This window comes from Pseudomonas sp. 67(2021), from assembly GCF_017491835.1.
Lineage (GTDB): Bacteria > Pseudomonadota > Gammaproteobacteria > Pseudomonadales > Pseudomonadaceae > Aquipseudomonas > Aquipseudomonas atacamensis.
Window position 1 is genome coordinate 33569 of record NZ_JAFGYL010000007.1, and the last position, 18550, is coordinate 52118.

General features: G+C 61.7%; 14 protein-coding genes and 1 pseudogene. 7 read left to right on the forward strand and 8 right to left on the reverse strand.

Annotated elements, in window-relative coordinates; genetic code table 11:
* Positions 1-4: 4 nt before the first annotated feature.
* Positions 5-919 carry a LysR family transcriptional regulator gene (locus J5M66_RS11410; RefSeq protein ID WP_024013018.1) on the forward strand — a complete coding sequence of 305 codons (915 nt, stop codon included), beginning with the start codon at positions 5-7 and terminating at the stop codon, positions 917-919.
* 130 nt (positions 920-1049) lie between these two features.
* Positions 1050-2552: a sensor domain-containing diguanylate cyclase gene (locus J5M66_RS11415; protein WP_207809513.1), complete on the forward strand. Its 1503-nt coding sequence runs from the start codon at positions 1050-1052 to the stop codon at positions 2550-2552.
* Positions 2553-2558: 6 nt separating this feature from the next.
* Here the strand turns inward: J5M66_RS11415 and J5M66_RS11420 are convergent, their stop codons facing one another.
* The 3 genes from J5M66_RS11420 to J5M66_RS11430 form a co-directional block, all read right to left on the reverse strand.
* On the reverse strand, positions 2559-4097 hold the full coding sequence (locus tag J5M66_RS11420; RefSeq protein ID WP_207809515.1) for a cryptochrome/photolyase family protein: 1539 nt from the start codon (positions 4095-4097) through the stop codon (positions 2559-2561).
* Between the two features lie 195 nt (positions 4098-4292).
* A complete protein-coding gene (locus J5M66_RS11425) occupies positions 4293-5414 on the reverse strand; it encodes an alkene reductase (protein ID WP_207809517.1) in 1122 nt (373 codons plus the stop codon).
* 102 nt (positions 5415-5516) lie between these two features.
* Positions 5517-6194 carry a type 1 glutamine amidotransferase domain-containing protein gene (locus J5M66_RS11430; RefSeq protein WP_071172499.1) on the reverse strand — a complete coding sequence of 226 codons (678 nt, stop codon included), beginning with the start codon at positions 6192-6194 and terminating at the stop codon, positions 5517-5519.
* A gap of 212 nt (positions 6195-6406) precedes the next feature.
* Here J5M66_RS11430 and J5M66_RS11435 point away from each other — a divergent pair, with 212 nt between their 5' ends.
* Positions 6407-6991, forward strand: coding sequence for a TetR/AcrR family transcriptional regulator (locus J5M66_RS11435; RefSeq protein WP_056786121.1), 585 nt, complete (start codon positions 6407-6409; stop codon positions 6989-6991).
* 673 nt (positions 6992-7664) lie between these two features.
* Here the strand turns inward: J5M66_RS11435 and J5M66_RS11440 are convergent.
* Positions 7665-7997, reverse strand: a complete 333-nt coding sequence (locus J5M66_RS11440; RefSeq protein WP_207809519.1) for a hypothetical protein — start codon at positions 7995-7997, stop codon at positions 7665-7667.
* A gap of 25 nt (positions 7998-8022) precedes the next feature.
* Complete coding sequence (paoC, locus tag J5M66_RS11445; protein ID WP_207809520.1) at positions 8023-10233, reverse strand: aldehyde oxidoreductase molybdenum-binding subunit PaoC; 2211 nt, start codon at positions 10231-10233, stop codon at positions 8023-8025.
* Between the two features lie 266 nt (positions 10234-10499).
* Between paoC and J5M66_RS11450 the strand changes: the two genes are divergently transcribed.
* Complete coding sequence (locus J5M66_RS11450; RefSeq protein WP_207809522.1) at positions 10500-12626, forward strand: TonB-dependent siderophore receptor; 2127 nt, start codon at positions 10500-10502, stop codon at positions 12624-12626.
* A 235-nt stretch (positions 12627-12861) separates the two neighbouring features.
* Positions 12862-14268, forward strand: coding sequence for a GABA permease (gene gabP / locus J5M66_RS11455; protein ID WP_016774785.1), 1407 nt, complete (start codon positions 12862-12864; stop codon positions 14266-14268).
* On the opposite strand, the gene J5M66_RS11460 is transcribed toward gabP, so the two are convergent.
* Complete coding sequence (locus tag J5M66_RS11460) at positions 14265-14477, reverse strand: hypothetical protein (RefSeq protein ID WP_016774784.1); 213 nt, start codon at positions 14475-14477, stop codon at positions 14265-14267. The two genes, gabP and J5M66_RS11460, sit on opposite strands and share 4 nt — an antisense overlap.
* 18 nt (positions 14478-14495) lie before the next feature.
* Entirely contained in the window at positions 14496-16547 is a 2052-nt protein-coding gene (locus J5M66_RS11465) for a pyridoxamine 5'-phosphate oxidase family protein (RefSeq protein WP_024013010.1), read from the reverse strand.
* Positions 16548-16832: 285 nt separating this feature from the next.
* Here J5M66_RS11465 and J5M66_RS11470 point away from each other — a divergent pair, with 285 nt between their 5' ends.
* Positions 16833-17462, forward strand: a complete 630-nt coding sequence (locus J5M66_RS11470) for a glutathione S-transferase (protein ID WP_024013009.1) — start codon at positions 16833-16835, stop codon at positions 17460-17462.
* 20 nt (positions 17463-17482) lie between these two features.
* Here the strand turns inward: J5M66_RS11470 and J5M66_RS27235 are convergent.
* Positions 17483-17572, reverse strand: a pseudogene (locus J5M66_RS27235) (metal ABC transporter ATP-binding protein); the annotation flags it as partial.
* Between the two features lie 43 nt (positions 17573-17615).
* Here J5M66_RS27235 and J5M66_RS11475 point away from each other — a divergent pair.
* Positions 17616-18536, forward strand: coding sequence for a LysR family transcriptional regulator (locus tag J5M66_RS11475; RefSeq protein ID WP_016774781.1), 921 nt, complete (start codon positions 17616-17618; stop codon positions 18534-18536).
* The last annotated feature ends 14 nt before the right edge of the window (positions 18537-18550 follow it).

Below are 18550 nucleotides of genomic sequence, written 5' to 3' on the forward strand. Positions count from 1 at the left end.
GCTTATGGACAAGTTGCTGGCCTTGAAGATGTTTGTTGAAACCGTGCGCTGCGGGGGCTATTCCTCAGCGGCGCGCAAGCTTGGGATTTCGACGTCTTCGGTGACACGGCAAGTGGCGGGCCTGGAAAACGAGTTGGGCGCCAGCCTGCTCAATCGCACCACGCGCAATACCAGCGTGACCGTCGCCGGCCAGACCTATTTCGAGAAGGCCGTGGCGATTCTCGATGCCATCGACGAAGCCGATGCGGTGGTCGCCGATCGTGGCAGTGATGCCCAGGGCCGCTTGCGCATCAGCGTGCCAGTGGAGTTTGGCCGGCGACTGATTGCGCCGCACCTGAGCCGCTTGCTTGAACGCCATCCCGGGCTGGAGATCAGTCTGTCGCTGAGCGATCAGGTCAGCGATTTGCTCAGCGAGCAGATCGACGTTTCGGTGCGGCTCGGCTCGACGGTGGTCAGCGAAGACATCGTCAGCAAACGCGTCGGCCACTTTCAGCGTTGGATTGTCGCCAGCCCGGATTATCTGGCGCGCAGCGGCGTGCTGGAGCATCCGCGGGATCTGCTCGAGCACCAATGCCTGCGCTTCGACTACGGCGGCAGCCATCACCATTGGACCTTTCAGGGCGACGAAGAGCCGATTCAGCTCAACGTCCAGGGTCGCCTGCAAAGCAACAACGCCGACATCCTGCGCGAAGCGGCGATTGGCGGTGGCGGGGTGGCGCTGCTGGCCGACTGGCTGGTGCGCGACGACGTCGCCGCCGGACGCCTGACGCGCTTGCTTGAGCACTACGAGGTCAATCCCGGCAGTGCCAGCAGTTGCATCAACGCGCTGTACCTGCCCAACCACCGTGGATCGAGCCGGATCAACGTGTTCATCGATTTTCTCGTGGAAATCCTCAAACCCGCCGCACCCGCTGCTTAGCACTACACACTCTGTTGCTGCAGCCGCTGCACACTGCTTGTATGCTTGCGCCCCGGAACACGTGGCCGCCGTGAGTGCCGACGTTCGAATGATGGCTGGAATGGATACCGGACTTCCTTAAGGTACTGACGTGAAGCGTGATACTCGCCTTGTAATGCTCCTGCTGCTGGTGATCGGCTGTTCCCTGACTTCGCTGACGATCTGGAAAGTCTGGTCTTCGCGCGAGCGTGCGCTGGCGGAAGTCGACGTGCATGGCCTGAACCTGACCCAAGCGCTCAACACCTACACCGAAGGCATCGTCCGGCAAAGCTCGCTGCTCTTGCTCGGGCTGGTCGAACGTCTGGAAACCGAGGGCAACGGCCCAGCGCAGATTCAGCGCATCCAGAGCCTGATCGACCGCCAGCAGGCGTTGATGCCCCAGCTCAGCGGCATCATCATCTATGACCGGAACGGGCATTGGCTGATGTCCTCCAACCGGCCGATTCCGGAGGGCGCCAACAGCAGCGACCGCGCCTATTTCATTCACCACCGTGACAGCCCGAGCCGCGAGCCCTTCATTGGCCCGCCGATCCAGAGCCGTGCCAATCACGAATGGGTGGTGACCATCAGTCGGCGCTTCAACGACGATGGCGGGCAGTTCGCTGGCGTGGTAGCGGTGACGCTGGGGGTGGAGAACTTCCTGCGGGTGTTCGGCAAACTCGACGTTGGCCAGGACGGCGCGATCGGTCTGTCTTACACCGATGGCACGCTGCTGGTGCGCTACCCGTTCCGCGAGCAGGACATGGGGCGCAACTTCTCCAGTTCGCCGATCTACGCCAAATACCTCGTCGACCGTTCGGTCGGCACTGCCTCCTACACCTCCAGCCTCGACGGCGTCGAGCGGCTGTACGCGTTCCGCAAAAGCGAAACGCTGCCGCTGATCACCACCGTGGCCCTGGGCAAGGATGAAGCGCTGGCGGCGTGGCGTATTGAAGCGGCGTTGTCGGCGGTAGTAGTGATCGGGCTGCTGGGGCTGACAGGATTGATCGGCTGGTTCCTGATTCTCGATATCCGCCGCCGCACTGCGGCTGAAGAGGCGTTGCGCGATGCCCAACAGCAGTTGCTTGCGTCCAATCGGCAGCTGGAATTGCTGGCGCTGAAGGATGCGCTGACCGGCCTGGCCAACCGCCGCTGTTTCGATGAAACGCTGACGGTGGAAGCGCGGCGCGCGCAGCGTGACGGGACCTCGCTGGCCTTGCTGATGATCGATATCGACCACTTCAAATTGTTCAACGATGCCTTGGGCCACGTCGCCGGCGATGCCTGCCTGCAAGCGGTCAGCAAGATTCTTGAAGGCTGCGTGCGACGCCCCTCGGATCTGGTCGCGCGCTACGGTGGCGAGGAAATGGCGGTGATCATGCCGGCCACCGACAGCGCCGGTGCGACGGTGGTGGCGCAACTGATGCTCGAGCGTTTGCAGCAGGCGAACATCGCCCACCCGGGCAGTCCGTTTGCTCGGATTACGGTGAGTATCGGCATGGCGGTGGGGACGGGCGCTCAGCTGGATTCGCTGCCGGCGTTGATCCAGACCGCCGATCAGGCGCTGTACCGCGCCAAAGCGGCGGGGCGCAACGGGATGGCCGGGCAGGCCTGAGGCGCACTAGAAAGCTTCGCCGTTATCCAGTTTCGCCAACAGCATTTGTCCGCGTAGCCACAGTGCATCCTGCTTGGCCAGCGGCATGCGGTCGAGGTTCTTGTACATCATGCCCATGCGCTGATTGCCGCGCAGGATATCGCCGTGGCGCATGAGGAAATGCCAGTACAGCGCATTGAACGGGCAGGCATCGTCCGCGCTGCTTTCCTTGACCTTATAGGCGCAGTCGCCGCAGTAATCCGACATCCGATTGATGTACTGGCCGCTGGCGCAGTAAGGCTTGGAGCCGAGATAACCGCCGTCGGCGTGCATGACCATGCCAAGGGTATTGGGCAGTTCGACCCAGTCGAAGGCGTCCATGTAGATCGCCAGATACCACTCACAGATTTCCTTCGGCGCAATCCCGGCGAGCAAGGCAAAGTTACCGGTGACCATCAGGCGCTGGATGTGGTGGGCGTAGGCATGTTGCAGGCTTTGGCCGATGGCCTGGCGCATGCAGTTCATCTGTGTCTGCCCGGTCCAGTAGAACTCCGGCAGCGGGCGCGTGTTGCCGAACACATTGCCCTCGGCGTAATCCGGCATCTTCAGCCAGTACACACCGCGCACGTATTCACGCCAGCCGATCAGCTGCCGAATGAAGCCTTCGGCCGCGTTGAGGCCGATGCTCCCCGACCAGTACGCCGCCTCGACATCGCTGCACAGCTGGCGCAAATCGAGCAGGCCGATGTTCAGCGCGGCACTGATCCGCGCGTGAAACAGGAACGGCTCGTCGCTGGCCATGGCGTCCTGGTAATCACCGAAGCCGGCCAGCGCGTAGTCGAGAAAGTATTGCCACAGGGCCTGGGCATCGGCGTGGGTCACCGGGTAATTGAAGTCATCCAGCGTGCCGTAATGGCTGGCGAAGCGCTCGCCGACCAATACCAGCACCTCTTGGGTGATTGCGTCATTGGCGAAACGCGCCGGGTAGGGCGGTTTGGCGTGTTTGGGCAGCGCCTTGCGATTCTCCGCATCGAAATTCCACGCACCGCCGACCGGCGTGCCGTCGCCATTGAGCAGCAGCCGACTCTTGCGCCGCATCTCGCGGTAGAAAAACTCCATGCGCAGCTGCTTCTTGCCGCTGGCCCAATTGGAGAACTCTTCGCGGGAGCAGAGGAAACGGCGGTCTGAATGCCAGTGCACGGGCAAGCCCGAATCTTTGATTGACTGCTCAAGGCGCCAGTCGCCGCATTCGGTGATATGAATCTGTTCGGCGCCGGTGAGGGTTTGCCAGCGCTGCAATTCGCCGGGGATGGAGCCGCTGTTATCCGGGTCGTCGAGGCGGACGTATTGGACCCGGTAGCCTTTATCGCGCAACGCCTCGGCAAAGTGGCGCATGGCGCTGAAGATCAGGGCGATTTTTTGCGGATGATGAGCGACGTGGGTCGCTTCCTCCATGACCTCGACCATCAGCAGCAGGTCGTGCTGGGGATCGAGTGGCTGCAGGGAGGCCAGGTCGAAAGACAGCTGGTCGCCGAGGATCAGGAGCAAGCGGTGGGCAGGGGGCATGGAGCGAAGTCCGGTTAGAGATTCAGACTCCAATAGTTATACAGATTGTTTGTTATGTATAGGTTTTAGCGGCCACTGACATCCTATTGTGGGAGCGAGCCTGCTCGCGAAAGCGTCCTGTCAGCAAATACAAATGCTGACTGACCCACCGCCTTCGCGAGCAGGCTCGCTCCCACAGGGATTTGTGTTGTGTGCTTATGCGGGGTAGGTCGGATAGTCGATATAACCCTCGGCACCGCCGCCATACACTGTCGCCGGATTCAACTGATTCAACGGCCAGTCATGGGCAATCCGCGCCGGCAGGTCCGGGTTGGCCATGAACGGTCTGCCAAACGCAACGAGATCGGCCAGCCCCGACTCAAGCAATTGCGCGCCGGTTTTGGCGGTGTAGCGGCCGGCATAAATGATCGCGCCGCTGAACGTGTCGCGCACGGCCTGGCGAAAGGTCTGCGGCATGGCTGGCGCGTTGTCCCAGTCGGCTTCGGCGATCGACAGGTAGGCGATGCCGACGTCTTGGAGAATCTTGATCGCGGCAATGTAAGTTGTGTGCGGATCTTCCTCGACCAGGCCCAGATACGTCCGCGCTTCATCGGTGGTAGTGAACAACGGCGCGAAACGCACACCGACCTTGTCCTTGCCGATGCATTCGGCAACACCGGCCACCACTTCGCGCAAAAAGCGCAAGCGATTGTCCAGCGAGCCGCCGTACTGGTCGGTGCGCAGGTTGCTGTGGGCGGAGATGAACTGGTTGACCAGATAACCGTTGGCGCAGTGCAGTTCGATGCCATCGAAACCCGCATCCATCGCGTTGCGCGCGGCCTGGATGTACAGCTGAATCAGTTCCTGCACTTCATCGGTGCTCAGCGCGCGCGGAGCGGACGGCGGCACCAGTTCACCGACACCGGGCGCGGTTTCGATGAACACGCTGACGCGGTCCGTCGCCACCGCAGAGGCCGACACGGGCGCATCACCATTAGGCTGCAACGCCGTGTGCGAGACCCGACCGACATGCCAGAGCTGGGCGAAGATCACGCCATCCACGGCGTGCACCGCCTCGGTGACTTTGCGCCAACCGGCGATCTGCTCCGGCGTGTGAATGCCCGGCGTCCACGCATAACCCTGGCCGCGCGGTTCGATCTGCGTGCCTTCGGTGACCAGCAAACCGGCACCGGCGCGCTGCTGGTAATACTCGGCCATCAACTCGTTGGCGACATTGCCCGGTTGCGTACTGCGCTGGCGGGTGAGGGGCGGCAGGACGATGCGGTTTTTCAGGGTGTGGTTGCCCAATTTAGCGGGCGTGAAAAAAGCGTTATTCATGGAGTAAGCCTGGAATCTGATTAGACCAGTCGACTAGTGACTGGGCAAAAAAACAACGCCGGGCTGTACGCACACGGCGTTGATCGGGTTGGAGCGATGGATTCAGCCGAGCATCTTCAACAGCTTTTCGGCAACGGCGGCGGAGCTGGCCGGGTTCTGGCCGGTGACCAGTTGACCGTCACCCACCACGTGAACCTGCCAGTCGGCGACTTTCGAGTAACGCCCGCCGAGACGCTGGAACTCGTCTTCGATGAGGAACGGCACCACGTCAGTCAGGCCGACCGCCGCTTCTTCGGCATTGGTGAAGCCGGTGACATCACGGCCCTTGACGATTGGCTGGCCGTCAGCGCGCACCACATGACGCAACACGCCGGGTGCGTGGCAGACAAAACCGTGGGGCTTGTTGGCGCGGTCGAAGGCTTCGATCAGCGCGATCGAGGCCTTGTCTTCGGCCAGATCCCACAGCGGGCCGTGGCCACCTGGGTAGAACACTGCGTGGAAATCTTCGGCCTTCACATCAGCCAGACGGCCAGTAGTGGCCAGTGCTTGTTGTGCGGCCGGATCGGCGCGGAAGCGGTCGGTTTCGGCAGTCTGCGCGCTTGGCTCATCGCTTTTCGGATCGAGCGGAGGCTGGCCGCCGGCAGGCGATACCAGGGTGACGTCGGCGCCGGCGTCCTTGAAGGCAAAGTAGGGCGCGGCGAACTCTTCCAGCCAGAAACCGGTTTTCTTGCCAGTGTTGCCGAGTTGATCGTGGGAAGTCAGAACCATCAAGATTTTCATAGAGCACCCTTGGGTTGGTCTGGCATCGGCAGAAGGCGAGGGATTCGCTTGTTGTCGGTGCCGCATGAATTTGTGTGTCGGGGCGCAGCATAGTTTCCAATTAGACCAGTCGTCTAGTAATTTTTTCAGAAAATGTTTTTGCCCGTCGGTTATGGCAAACTTCCAGTCCTGAAAACTATACGACTGGTCTATTGTCTGGAATTTTGCGCACCATGAAGCCGACCTTTGACGACACCCGCCAACACTTGCTCGACACCGGCCACCGGATGATGGCCGAGAAGGGCTTCACCAGCGTCGGCCTCAACGAGATCCTGCAGACCGCCGGCGTGCCCAAGGGCTCGTTCTATCACTACTTCAAATCCAAGGAGTTGTATGGCCAGGCGCTGCTCGAGGATTACTTCGTCGACTACCTCGCCGACATGGAGCGCCGCTTGACGCTGCCGGGGCTGACTGCCTTCGAGCGTTTGATGGATTACTGGCAGGGCTGGCAGAACCGCTGCACCCTCGAAGGCCACGGCGATGAATGCCTGGTGGTGAAACTCAGCGCCGAAGTCGCCGACCTGTCCGAATCAATGCGCCTGACCTTGCGCGACGGCGCCGAACGCATCGTCGCGCGGATCACCGAATGCATCGAACAAGGCCAAAATGACAAAAGCCTGCCCGAGGGCGATGCGCGCAAGTTGGCAGAGACGCTGTATCAGCTCTGGCTCGGCGCGAGTCTGCTGAACAAACTGCAGCGCACCGGGCAGTCGCTGGAAACCTCGATGGCGATGACCCGGCAGTTGTTGCGAGTCTGAGCCTCGCCGCAGATCCCTTGTAGGAGTGAGCCTGCTCGCGAAGACGGCGGCACATTCAATATTTTCATCGCCTGACCGGATGCATTCGCGAGCAAGCTCGCTCCCACAGGTTTTCGCGGCGTGTGCCAAATCCCGGCGACATGCAAAATCCACTGTGGGAGCGAGCCTGCTCGCGAAGACGGCGGCACATCCAACATCTTCTTTAACTGACCCAACGCCTTCGCGAGCAAGCTCGCTCCCACAGGTTTTCGCGGCGTGTGCCAAATCCCGGCGACACGCAAAATCCACTGTGGGAGCGAGCCTGCTCGCGAAGACGTCGGCACATTCAACATCTTCATCGCCTGACCCAACGCATTCGCGAGCAGGCTCGCTCCCACAGGTTTTCGCGGCATGTGCCAAATCCCGGCGACACGCAAAATCCAGTGTGGGAGCGAGCCTGCTCGCGAAGAGGGCGGCACATTCAACATCTTCTTTAAATGACCCAACGCCTTCGCGTGCAAGCTCGCTCCCACAGGTTTTCGCGGCGTGTGCCAAGTGTGGGAGCGAGCCTGCTCGCGAAGACGTCGGCACATTCAACATCTTCATCGCCTGACCCAAACCATTCGCGAGCAGGCTCGCTCCCACAGGGGACCTGCGTTGCTTGTTTGATTGGGGTTCTACAGGCCATCAGTACTCAGGCAGGTCCGCCGTTCTTGTCTGGCATTTGGGCAAACCACTGCGCATACGGTGTATTGCTCACTTTGAAACGGTTGTAATCCGGGCTGCCGTCATCCCACCACACCGGCCCGCGTTCACCCAGCGCGACTTTGGCGTCGTTGACGCGAGCTCTCGCTGACTTCAACGCCTGTGCATCCTCCGCACGCTTTGCCTCTTTGACCGCACGCCGCGCTGACATGAGTTCGGCTACAAACGCCTCACGCTCGGCGGCTGGCAGTGATGGATTGCTGCAACGCCACAGCTGTTGCTTGACCACAAAATAGCGGCCATCGGGGGTGGTGGGGTACATGGGCGATATCCTGTGTGAAACAGTCTCAGACCGGGTAGGACAACTCGCCGATGAGTTTATCCAGCGTAATCGGATAATCGCGCACCCGTACGCCACAGGCGTTATAGATCGCGTTGGCGATGGCCGCCGCCGCGCCGCTGATACCCAGCTCACCGACGCCTTTGGCCTTCAGCGGGGTGGCGTACGGGTCGACTTCATCGAGAAAGATCACTTCCTGATGGGGAATGTCGGCGTGCACCGGCACCTCGTATCCGGCCAGATCGTGATTGACGAAAAAGCCGATTCGATGATCCACCGCCAGCTCTTCCATCAATGCCGCGCCGGCGCCCATGGTCATGCCGCCGATGATCTGGCTGCGCGCGGTTTTCGGGTTGAGGATGCGCCCGGCGGCGCACACGGCCAGTTGCCGGCGCAGGCGAATTTCGCCGGTCGCCGCATTGACCGCGACCTCGGCGAAATGCGCGCCGAAGGTCTGCTGGGCAAAACGCTCGGCCAGATCGCCGTATTCCATGCGGTCCTCGCCCGTCAGCTCGCCATTGGCTGCGGCCTGAGCCAAGGCAACCTGCTGCGAGCCTGCGCGAATTTGCCCGTCGACAAACTCCGCTTGCTGCGGGTCAAACCCGACGGCTTGAGCGGCGGCTTCACGCAGTTTCACGCACGCGGCATATACGCCGGCAGTGGAGGAGGCGGCGCCCCACTGGCCGCCGGAGCCCGACGATTCCGGAAACCGCGAATCGCCCAAGTGCACCACGACACGGTCCAGCGGCACGCCCATCATTTCGGCAGCGGTCTGGGCGATGATGGTGTAACTGCCGGTGCCGATGTCGGTCATGTCGGTTTCCACGGTGATGACGCCTTGACGATCGAGTCGCACCCGCGCCGCCGAAGCGGTCGTCGGTGCGCCGCGAATCGCCGAGGCCAGACCGATGCCGATCAGCCAACCGCCCTCACGGCGCTGACCGGGTTGAGGGTTGCGCTGACGCCAGCCGAAGCGTTCGGCCCCAGTGTTCAGGCATTCCACCAACTGCCGTTTGGAGAACGGCCGCGCCGGTTGCTCAGGATCGACCTGCGAGTCGTTGAGGATGCGCAACTGCAGCGGATCCATCTGCAGCTTTTCCGCCAGTTCATCCATGGCGATTTCCAGCGCCATCATCCCCGGTGCCTCGCCCGGCGCGCGCATCGCCGAACCCTCGGCGAGATCGAGCACGGCCAGGTTCAAACGAGTCATGCGATTGGCACCGGCGTAAAGCAAGCGGGTTGACGCGGTAGCCGCTTCGGCGCGACCACCGCGCAGATTGCCCGACCAGCTCTCGTGGCCGATCGCCGTGATCACGCCGTCACGGTTGGCACCGATGCGCAGGCGCTGAAGCGTTGCCGGACGATGGGTCAGGTTGTTGAACATCAGCGGCCGCGGCAGCGCGACTTTCACCGGTCGCCCGGCATGTCGAGCGGCCAGGGATGCCAACACTGCGTCGCAAAGAATCGTGCCCTTACCGCCGAAGCCACCGCCGATATACGGCGAGATCAGGCGCACATCTTCCTTGGCGATGCCGAGGGTTTTCGCCAGATCGCGCACGCCCCAGTTGATCTGTTGGATCGATGTCCACAAGGTCAACTGCGTGCCGCTCCAGCGGGCAATGGTTGCGTGCGGTTCCATCATCGCGTGGGCCTGGTCAGGCGTGCTGTAGTGCTGATCGATTTGCACGGGCGCAGCGTTGAAGGCGCCTTCAAAGTCACCGACGCTGGTCTGCGGCGGCGGGCCAAAACCGGCCGGTGGCGGTGGGGTTGCGGAGTCTTTCGCAGCCGCCAGATCGAAGGAACCTGGTTCGGCCACGTAGCGGATGTCGAGCAAGCCGGCGGCCGCACGGGCCTGTTCAAAGGTGTCCGCGACGACAATCGCCACGGCCTGGTGATAGTGATCGACCTGCGGCCCGGCCAAGGCCCTGGCTACGTAAAACTCGCCTTTGGCCAATGGCCCGGCGTTTTCGTAAGTGACGATGGCAATTACCCCGGACGCCTCCCGCGCTTGCGTCGAATCGATCGAGGCAATGCGCCCCTTGCCGATCCCGGCGCCGACGATATAGCCATAGGCGGCGTCCGGCACCGCTGCGTTTTGCTCGTAGGCGTAGGTGGCGGTGCCGGTGGTTTTCAGCTTGCCGTCGATGCGGTCGGCAGGTTGGCCGATGACGTTCAGCTGGTCGATCGGATTGGAGCCGGCCGGGGTGTCGAATTTCATCTGCAAATTCCTTTCAGACAGGCTGGCGGCGCCCACGTAGCGCGGCGCAGCCATCGATTGACGTCGGATCTCTACGAGCCTAGGCCATCGACGCGCTGCTGATAATGCGCGGTTTCAGGATGGAGTGATGAATCCCGCTCACCAATCCTGACCAACATGACAAATAAGAATACGTTTCAATTACTAATGCGACCGTATACCATGCGCGACGTTTTCAATGGCGGTTTTGCCCTTCGTTCTGGCCTATTCGTAAAGGTTTTCACCTCATGCGTCGAACTCTGCTTTCCATTTGTGTGCTACAGGCGTTGTCTTCGTCCTCGTGGGCTGAGTCAGCCGAACCGACTTCTTCAACGCTTGAGCTGGAAGCCACCGATGTGGTCGGCACAGCGGATTACGAAAGGGCAGACGGCCCGGTGCAAGGCTATCGCGCGACGCGTTCGGCCAGCGCCACGCGCACCGACACTTCGATTCATGAAACCCCGCAATCGATCAGCGTGGTGACCAAGGATGCCGTTGAAGACCTCGGCGCGACGCGTTTGCAGGATGCGCTGGATTACGCCGGTGGCGTCGGTCGGGCGAACAATTTCGGTGGGCAGGGCTTGACCACCTTCACCGTGCGCGGTTTTACCACCGGTGAGTTCTACCGCAACGGTTTCCCGATCAACCGTGGCTACCCGAACATGCCTGACGCCAACACCATCGAGCGCCTGGAAGTGCTGCGCGGTCCGGCGACCATGCTCTATGGCCGTGGCGATCCCGGCGGTACCTTCAACGTGGTGTCGAAACAGCCGTTGCCCGAGCGCACCGTTACGTTAGGCAGCCAATTGAACGACCAAGGCATGAAGCGCGGCACCCTCGACGCTTCCGGGCCGCTGGATGAAGAAGGGCGTCTGGCCTATCGCTTGAATGTGGTGGGCGAGGGCGGTGACACCTTCCGCGATCATGTCGAGACCGAGCGCTACGGCATCACGCCGGTGCTGACCTGGCAGGCCACCGACGCGACCAAGCTGATATTCGAAGGCGATTTCATGCGCAACAACGCGCCGCTCGATCGTGGCGTGACGCGCTACCCGGCGCAAATCGGCACTGCCTCGCGCGATACCTTCTTTGGCGAGAAGGACGTCGGCAAGCTGCACAACGACAACAACATGGCGCAACTGCGTTTCGAGCACATGCTCAACGACGACTGGACCCTCGGCGGCGGTTTCCAGTGGCTCGACGGCTCGCTCAAGGGCAACGCGATCGAGGCCAACGGCATTGCCGCTGACGGCCGCACGCTGGGGCGCAACTTCAACTACCGCAAGCTGGAATGGACCGACAAGGACACCCAGCTCAATCTCACCGGGCATTTCGACACTGGCGGTCTGCAGCACACCTTGCTCACCGGCATCGAGTATGAAGATTACGATTACAAGTCGATCATCCAGCGCTCCAGCGGCGCGGTCAGTGCCTACCCGATCGACATCTTCAACCCGGTCTACGGCCAGCCACGCCCGGCGCTGACCCGCACACCGACCCACGATAAAGAGAACCTCAAGACCTACGCGGCATTCGTGCAGGATCAGGTAGCCCTGACCGACAAACTGAAAGTGCTGGCCGGCGCACGTTTCGAGCGCTTCGAGCACGACTATGAAACCTACGTGCCGGGTGGCAAGAGCTGGCAGGCCAGCGACAACGCCGTCACCCCGCGTATCGGCGTCACCTATGATTTGACCGATACCCTGGCGATCTACGCCAACACCGCGCGCTCGTTCAAGCCCAACACCGGCGCCAGTCGCGAAGGCGGCGGCTTCGCCCCGGAGAAAGGCAAGTCCTACGAGATGGGCGTGAAGTGGGAAGCGCTGGATCAGCAGTTGAGCGTCGACGCGGCGGTCTACCAGATCGAAAAACGCAACGTGCTGACCACCGACCCGGTGGATTCGACCTTCAGTGTCGCCGCCGGTGAAGTGCGCAGCCGTGGTTTCGACGTCAACGTCACCGGCAACCTCACCCCTGAGTGGCGAGTGGTCGGCGGTTACGCCTACGTCGACGCCGAGGTGACCAAGGACAACACGCTGCGCTCCGGCACGCGCCTGCTGAACATCCCGAAGAACAGCTTCAGCCTGCTCAACATGTACGAGTTCCAGGACGGCACGCTCAAAGGTCTTGGCCTTGGCACCGGCCTGAAATACGTCGACGAGCGCGCCGGGCAGACCGCCAACACCGCGTTTTCCATGGGCAGTTACACCGTGGTCGACCTGCTGAGCTTCTACAAGGTCAACGATAAAGTGCGGCTCAACCTCGATGTGAAAAACATCTTCGACCGCGACTACGAAGAAGGCGCCTTCGGCAACGTTTACGCCTACCCGGGCGCGCCGCGAACCGTGCAGGTGGGGATTTCCTACACGCTGTAAATCGCCGCAGCGGTTGCCGCCGACCCATGCTGGCCTGAGAGTGGCATGTCGAAATCAGACATCGGCATGCCGCACTCAGGCTAGTTGCGCGGCGGTCGGGCCACGTAAGGTGAAGCATCATTTCGTCGGCAAAGCGTCTGCGTCGCAGCTTTCGCCTGATGTCGACACCGGAAATGATGATCGCCTGACGCTCAGTCAGTGGCCCAAACGTCGATCATGAGAACAATAAGAACCCATGACTAGCCTGAACCCCAAGGACTCCAACGGTCAGTTGGCGCAAGGTTTCAAACCGCGTCACGTCACCATGCTTTCCATTGCCGGCATCATCGGCGCAGGACTTTTCGTTGGCTCAGGCCACGCCATCGCCGCCGCAGGACCTGCGGTGCTGCTCGCTTATCTGTTCTCCGGTCTGCTGGTCGTGCTGGTCATGCGCATGCTCGGTGAAATGGCCGTGGCGCACCCCGACACCGGCTCGTTTTCCACCTACGCCGATCAAGCCATTGGCCGCTGGGCCGGCTTCACCATCGGCTGGCTCTACTGGTGGTTCTGGGTGCTGGTAATTCCCATCGAAGCACTGGCCGCCGGGCACGTGCTCAATCAGTGGTTTCCCCAGGTCGATGCATGGTTATTCGCCTTGCTGTCGATCGTGCTGCTGGTCATCACCAACCTGTTCAGCGTGTCGAAATACGGCGAGTTCGAATTCTGGTTCGCCATGGCCAAGGTCATCGCGATCATCGGTTTCATCGGCCTGGGTTTTGCGGTGCTGATGGGCTGGATTCCCGAGCGCGAAGCCAGTGGCTTGAGCACGCTGATGGCCGAGCACGGCGGCTTTGCGCCGAACGGCATGTCGGCGGTGGTCGGCGCGTTCATCACCATCATGTTCAGTTTCATCGGCACCGAAGCGGTGACCATTGCCGCTGCGGAATCGAACAATCCGGCGCAGAACATCGCCAAGGCCACGCGCTCGGTGATCTGGCGCATCGGCATTTTCTATCTGCTGTCGATCTTCGTGGTGATTTCCGTGGTGCCGTGGAATGACCCGCAACTTGCGTCGGTCGGTTCCTACCAGCGCGCACTGGAACTGATGAACATCCCCAACGCTAAATTCCTTGTTGACGTGGTGGTGTTGATCGCGGTGGCCAGTTGCATGAACTCGTCGATCTACATTTCCTCGCGCATGCTCTATTCGCTGGGCCGACGCGGCGATGCGCCGCCGGCATTGAAGGTGACTTCGGCGGCCGGCGTGCCACGCGCGGCGGTGATTGCCAGCACGGTGATCGGCGCAGGCGTGACGTTACTCAGCTATTTCATGCCGGCCGGGCTGTTCCAGTTCCTGCTCGCCAGCTCCGGCGCAATTGCCTTGCTGGTGTATCTAGTGATCGCCATTTCGCAGTTGCGCATGCGCCGCCGACTGGAACGGGAAAAGGTCGAAATGACCTTGCGCATGTGGCTGTTTCCCTGGCTCACCTGGCTGGTCATCGCCTTCATCTGCGCGGCGTTGGCAGTGATGATGATCACCCCTGAACACCGCCTGGAAGTGACCTCGACCATTGGCCTGGCGTTGCTGATCTCGTTCATCGGCCTGGTCACCAGCCGCCAGCACCGGCCGGCGAGCAGGGTGGCGGCTGTTAGCAAAGCCTAAGCAAACAACGCCTTGAGCCCGCGGGAAAACCAGCCGTTCGGGCTCGATGGCAGATGCTCACGTTGACTGAGTGAGCCAGTCAACGCGCAGGTTTCACCGGCGAGCGAGCCCATCAGTTGCGGCAGCAAAAAACTGCGTTCGCATTCGCTGGCGGACAGTCCGGTGTTCTCTTGCGGCCAAACGACGCTGGTTTCGGCAAACGGCTTCATGGCGCACCTCCTCAACAATCAAACGTCCAGCACCAGGGTTTCGCTGCCCTGCGCCGGGGCGGCGCAGCAGATCAGCACTTCGTCGTCCGCCAGGCGCATGGCCGGCGGGGTGAGGTAATGCACCTGGCCGCTGGTAAGGCGGGTTTTGCAGGTGCCGCACGAGCCGCCGCGACAGCTGAACTCCGGATTCAAGCCACGTGCCTCGGCCAGTTCCAGCAAGGTGCCGCTGCCCGGTTCCCAGCGTGCTTCCTTGCCGGACGTCGCAAACAATACCTTGACCGGTTCTTCGGCGACCGGCACCTGCGGCGGCGCCGGGGTGCTGATTTCGACATCGCGGATCAGCGTCGACGGGCCGAAGGTTTCGGCGTGGATGCGATCGTCGGGAATGCGCATTTTGCGCAAGCCGTCGTACAGCGCCTGAGTGAAGCTGCCCGGGCCGCACAGGTAGAAATCGTAGTCATCCAGCGGCAGCAGGCTTTTCAGCAAGGCGATGTCGATGCGCCCGGCGTGATCGTAACCCTGCGCTGTTGCTTCCAGCGGCGGCTGGCTGACCACGCGCAGCACCTTGACCTTGTCACCCGCGCGCGCAGCCAAGGCGTCGATTTCTTCGCGAAAGGCCAGATCCTCAACGGTGCGACTGCTTTGCACCACCCAGGTCGGACGCATGCGGCTGATGCGTTTGCCCTGATAGACCACCTCGCGCAGCATCGACAGCAGCGGCGTTACCCCAACCCCTGCGGCCAACAGCACCAGTGGCCGGCGTTCGGTGGCGTCGACGGTGAAATCGCCTTGCGGCGCGCGGGCTTCGATCAAATCCAGTGCCTGGACCCGATCATGCAGATGCGAGGATACCGAGCCATCGCGTTTGACGCTGATGCGCAGGAACTCGTCCGACGGCGCGCTGGACACGCTGTAGGTGCGGATCGACGCGGCATCCTGACCGTCGAGCAAGACCTTGATCGGCAAGTGCTGGCCCGGTTCAAAGCGCGGCAGGCCGAAGCCGTCGTTGGCTTGCAGGTAAAAGGAGCGGATCTGCGGACTCTCATCGACCACCCGCGTGACGTGCAGCGCGCGCCATTGATTGCGCAGCGCCTCGGCCTGCAAACGCTCGCGGGTCTGTTCCCAGCTGCCGGTCATTTGCGAATTGGGCGAATCGCCTTCCGGCTGCTCGGCCCAGCGCAGTGGCAGCGCGGCCTGACGGTAAACGATGCGCTGCGGCTTGAAGCGCCACAGGCGCTCGGCGCCCTGGAACGCGGCGATTTGCGGATCGTCGAGCAGCACTTCTGCGCTGCCGGTCATCTGCAACAGATCGCCGCTTTCGAAATCGATGAAAGTCAGCCCGGCGCGCGGGTTGAGCAGGATGTTGCCCAAGGTGTTGAAGAACAGATTGCCGGAGAAATCCGGGATGGTCAGGGTGCCGTCCTCGTCCATGTGCACGAAGCCGGATTTGCCGCCGCGATGGGACACATCGACTTGCCGCTCACCGTCGCGCACCACATAAGTGGCCACGTAGAACGAATCGGCGGCGGTGATCATGTCGCGCACCAAGGGTTCGCTGACCGGCAAGTCGAGCGCGTTGTCGGTGGTCTCATCGACGAAGGCGTAATGGCGCAGGTTGATATAGCGCGGGCAGTTGCCGTAAGCCTGGGTCACGCGGATCTCGAGGCTGTTGTCATCGCGGCGACTGATGTTGCCGTTCATGCGATTGCGCCGACGGGTGTGCAGCTCGATGCCAAGCATGCCGATCGCATCGCCGGGCTGCAGGCCTTGATTGGCCGGGTCATTGGGCTGCGCATCGAGTTTGATCTTCAGCACCTGCGGCGACGGCGAATCCATGAACCCCGGTTGACCGGTGCGCAGCGTCGCCCACGGATCGCCCTGGCTGTCGACAGCGCCGAGTACGACAAAGGGCAGTTGCGCATAGAACTCGCGGTGCTGGTCCGGCATCCAGTCGCGGGCCAGTTGCCGCTGGCCGACACCGACCATCATTTCCACCGCACCGACGGCACGTTGCAGGGTCAGCTCACCTTCATGCCAGGGCGAGGGCTGCGGTTTCGACGCTGTGTCCATTTCGATTCTCCTCGGGTGCAAACGGGCCGGTGAGCCGCCAGGGGCTGAAGCTCAAGTGGGCTCATGTTCGCCCTCGGCCGGTTGCGAGGGAATGGCCAGAAACTGCAATCCACTGTTTCACGCGGTGAAATGATCCCTGCGCGCGCCTAAGGAGGCGGGTGATTATTTCACTGGCTGAAATGCTCGATTGTATTTGCTGAGGATTCCGCGATTTGCGGCAGGGGAGCAGGATGAGCCCCATCGACACGATCAGCGGGTCGACCTCAAATAATCCAGGAGCACGTCATGTCCCAGTCAGCCGTCAAACTGTATCGCCATCCGTTGTCCGGCCACTCGCATCGCGTCGAGTTGATGTTGTCCCTGCTGGATGTGCCGACCGAACTGGTGTTCGTCGACCTGATGAAGGGCGCCCACAAAACCCCTGAATTCCTCGCCCTCAACCGTTTCGGCCAGGTGCCGGTGATTGATGACAACGGCACGGTGCTCGCGGACTCCAACGGCATTCTGGTTTATCTGGCGAGCAAATACGGCAACGGCCAGTGGCTGCCGAGCGATCCGGTCGAGCAAGCCAAGGTGCAACGCTGGTTATCGGTGGCTGCCGGGCAGATCAGCTCCGGCCCGGCCACGGCGCGCTTGATCACTGTGTTCGGCGCCGGTTACGACGCGGCTGATGCGATCAAGCGTTCCCACGCTTTATTGCAAGTGATGGAAGACGAGTTGGCCAACAGCGCATTCCTTGCCGGCGACAAGGCAACCGTCGCCGATGTGGCCGCCTACACTTACGTCGCCCACGCACCGGAAGGCAATGTCTCGCTTGAGGATTACCCGAATGTGCGGGCGTGGCTGGCGCGGGTCGAGGCGCTGCCGAAATTCGTCGGCATGCAGCGTACAGCGGTGGGCCTGCAAACAGCTTGACTCACAACGATGCACATCCCCTGTGGGAGCGAGCCTGCTCGCGAAAGCGGTGTGTCATTCAACGGTGATGTTGACTGACAGAATGCCTTCGCGAGCAGGCTCGCTCCCACATGATTTCACTGTGTTTTCGAAGTTTTTTACAGGTTCCCGCCTATGGATCGTTTTCAGGAAATGCGCATGTTCCTGGCCGTGGCCGAGGAGGGTGGCTTTGCGGCGGCGGCCCGGCGTTTGAACACCTCGCCCCCCAGCGTCACCCGCGCCATTGCCGCGCTGGAGCAACGCATTGGCACGCGCCTGTTGTCGCGCACCACGCGCAGCCTACATCTGACCGAAGCCGGGCATCGTTATCTGGACGATTGCCGAAGAATTCTGTGCGACGTCGACGAAGCCGAAGAGGCCGCTGCCGGCAGTTATCGGGTGCCGTGCGGGCACTTGAGCGTGACCGCGTCGGTGTTGTTTGGCGAGTTGTTCATCGCGCCGTTGCTGGCGCAATACGTCGATGCGTTTCCTTCGGTGCATCTGAAGGCTTTGCTGGTCGATCGCGTGGTGAACATGGCGGAAGAGGGTATTGATGTCGCCGTACGCATCGGCCATCTGCACGAGAACAATCAGCATGCGATCAAGGTCGGTGAGGTCCGTCAGGTGATTTGCGGCACGCCGGATTACTTCGCCCGCTATGGCCGACCGCAACATCCGAACGAGCTGAGCCGCGCCAATATCGTCATGTCGTCCGCCAGTCATTTGCTCAGCGATTGGCAATTCGCCCATGCCGATGGCCCGTTGAGTTTTCGCTTCGAACCGCGTCTGGTGGTCACGGCGAATCAGGCGGCGATCAACATCGCCAGTTCCGGTTGGGGCATTACCCGGGTGCTGTCTTATCAAGTCGCCAGCCAGGTTGCGGCCGGTGAACTGGAATTGGTGTTGCAGGCCTTTGAGCCGCCGGCGTTACCGGTGCAACTGGTCTATCTGAAACATCCGCGCGTACCGGCGAAGGTGCGCACGTTCGTGGACTTTCTCAGCGAGCGGCTGCAACACCACCCAGCGCTGAAAGCCGTGAACAGGGTTCACGGCTAGGGCTTGAAGGTTCA